3 protein-coding genes and 1 tRNA gene are annotated in these 2,530 nt (G+C 35.1%); 2 read left to right on the forward strand and 2 right to left on the reverse strand.

What is annotated here, in order from left to right:
* Together tyrS and K8V80_RS06570 are read left to right on the forward strand one after the other, a co-directional pair.
* Positions 1 to 861: tyrosine--tRNA ligase (gene tyrS / locus K8V80_RS06565; RefSeq protein WP_276776334.1), on the forward strand; the 861-nt coding region annotated here is incomplete at its 5' end.
* A gap of 75 nt (positions 862 to 936) precedes the next feature.
* A tRNA-Gln gene (locus K8V80_RS06570) sits at positions 937 to 1,010 on the forward strand.
* A 112-nt stretch (positions 1,011 to 1,122) separates the two neighbouring features.
* Here K8V80_RS06570 and K8V80_RS06575 read toward each other — a convergent pair.
* Entirely contained in the window at positions 1,123 to 2,106 is a 984-nt protein-coding gene (locus K8V80_RS06575; RefSeq protein WP_423773065.1) for an ISAon1 family transposase, read from the reverse strand.
* Positions 2,087 to 2,446: an ISAon1 family transposase N-terminal region protein gene (locus K8V80_RS06580; RefSeq protein WP_276776336.1), complete on the reverse strand. Its 360-nt coding sequence runs from the start codon at positions 2,444 to 2,446 to the stop codon at positions 2,087 to 2,089. Before K8V80_RS06580 ends, K8V80_RS06575 begins: the two co-directional genes overlap by 20 nt.
* Positions 2,447 to 2,530: the final 84 nt, after the last annotated feature.

Consider the following 2,530-nt stretch of genomic DNA (forward strand, 5'->3'; position numbering starts at 1 on the left):
ACTGTTAACTATATGATGGCTAAAGATTCAGTTAAGAAAAGATTGACGGGCGAAGCTCGTGATGGATTATCTTTTACTGAGTTTACTTATCAATTACTTCAAGCTTACGACTATCTTCATTTAAATGAAAAAATGGGTTGTAAACTTCAAATGGGAGGTTCCGATCAGTGGGGTAATATAACAACTGGTGCAGAGTTAATTCGTCGTGCAAATGGTTCTGAAGTTTTTGGTTTAACTTGTCCCTTAATTACTAAAGCTGATGGTGGGAAATTTGGTAAAACAGAGTCGGGTAATGTTTGGCTAGATGCTCGATATACTTCTCCCTATAAATTCTACCAGTTTTGGTTGAATGTTAGTGATGAAGATGCTGCTCGTTATATTAAAATTTTCACTTCGATAGAGAAAGATGAAATAGATCAATTAATAGAAGAGCATACTAAAGCACATCATATGCGTGAGTTAAAAAAAAGATTAGCTAAAGAGGTTACCATAATGGTTCACTCAGAAGATGATTATAACGCAGCTGTTAAAGCTTCTAATATATTATTTGGTAAATCTACATCAGATGATTTAAAGTCATTAGATGAAGATACTTTCTTAGCTGTATTTGAAGGTGTACCTCAGTTTGAAATTAATCGTTCTGACTTAGGAGAAAAAGCTTTAGATTTATTTGTTGAGAAAGCTGAGATTTTCCCATCTAAAGGTGAAATGCGAAAATTAGTTCAAGGAGGAGGAGTTTCTTTGAATCAAGAAAGATTAGAATCTTTTGATTATGAAGTTACTGAGAATGACCTATTAAACAATAAATATTTATTGGTTCAAAGAGGTAGAAAGAACTATTTTATAGTTTTAGTAAAATAAATGTTGTTTTTATTTGGACCATTAAAAACAACTCCTTATCTTTGCAACGCTTTTGAATAGAAAGCATATAGCGATTGTCCTATGGTGTAATGGCAGCACAACAGGTTTTGGTTCTGTTAGTCTAGGTTCGAATCCTGGTAGGACAACCAATAAAAAAGAGATACATTTTATGTATCTCTTTTTTATTTCATCCATTTTTATGGGGTCAGTCCATATGGATCATACCGAAAAGTTGTGGGATTTTCATATTAAGCATACATATTAAGCATAAATTTTAGTTAAACGATAAATAAAGAAGTTCACATCTCTTACCCCTCTTAAACTAGCTCTAAAAGATTTGATTTTAGCATTGAAGCTTTCAGCTGATGCGTTGGTAGAACGGTTATTGAAGAATTGCACAATATTATAATAATTAGATTGAATACTCTTTAAAACCGTGTTGAAGGTCTTAAACCCACTTTTTTCTACCGTTTCATACCAATGAGCTAGACGTGTTAAAGCCGTTTCTTTAGATTTGCACTGGTGATAGATCAGCCCCAGATGCTGGGTTAAGTAATAGGCTTTCTTTATATCAGGATATTCACGAAATAAGATTTCCGCTCGATGTTTCTGCGATTTACTCCAAGAGCTTTCTTTCTTGCATAATAAGTATCTACTACGAGCAAGTAGTTGTTTGCGTGTATCGCCATTTTCGTAGCTATGTGGATTGTAATCAATTTTATGAGACTTACTCATGCTAATCATTTCATTCTCTTGGTCTAAGGCTTCCCATCTATACTTAATTCTCATCTCTTGAAGTGCATCATAAGCCAATTTCTGTACATGGAAACGGTCTGTTACAAGGACAGCTGAAGGAAAACAGAGCAGTGCAATCTTCTCCATGTTAGCAGCCATATCTAAGGTTATCTCCTTGACTTTGTATCGAACCCTGCGAGGAAGTTTTAGTAATATAGCTTTAACCACCTCTACTTTAGTTCCTTTAATCATAGCAACTAAAGCTCCTTTCTTACCCTTTGCTGACTTGTTGGTTATTATGGTGTAGAGTTCACCCTTGGAAAGAGCAGTCTCATCCAGACTCAGTCTAGCGCCAACATTCTCAGGGTATAACACCCAATCGTCAGCATGTTCCTTCTGGTCCCAAGAGGGGTAATCACTTAGATGATTTTTATACTGAGCCTCTAACTGTTTTTTATCTAAATTATAATGCGTAGCAAGGGTGGCAATACTAATGGCGTGAGAGTCGATCCATAGCTTTTAAAAAAGACGCAAATTCACTTGATATTTGCGTTCCTTTGGCTACTAGTTCCCAGTTTCGAGTAACAACCTTTCCTATCGTATGATTCATCCATCTACGGCGTTTGATATGCATTATACAGCTTCTACCTCGCAGAGGATAATCATGCATCTTTATCTCTTCATAAAAACCTTTGCTCTCCAGCTTATCATTTTGGTACTCAACGGGAGTTATATTAACTTCTTCAAGACAAATATGTACTTCTGAATTGCCAGGTTTAAAGTCTGACATCTCAAAATAATCGAATAAACCATCTGGTAAGATAAAGCGTACTAAAGGGTCCCAACTCATAACGGAAGTATTTATATATTTTATTACAAATATATATCTTTTCAATCTTTTTTATACTTTCCCCACAACTTTTCGGTATGATCC

Origin of the sequence: Bacteroides coprosuis, assembly GCF_020741705.1 — a bacterium.
In the GTDB taxonomy this organism is placed as follows: Bacteria; Bacteroidota; Bacteroidia; order Bacteroidales; family Bacteroidaceae; genus Bacteroides_E; species Bacteroides_E coprosuis.

What these genes read in the sequence shown, in the direction of transcription:
- K8V80_RS06580 (WP_276776336.1), bottom strand. Translation starts at nt 2,446, where the DNA reads ATGAGTTGGGACCCTTTAGTACGCTTTATCTTACCAGATGGTTTATTC.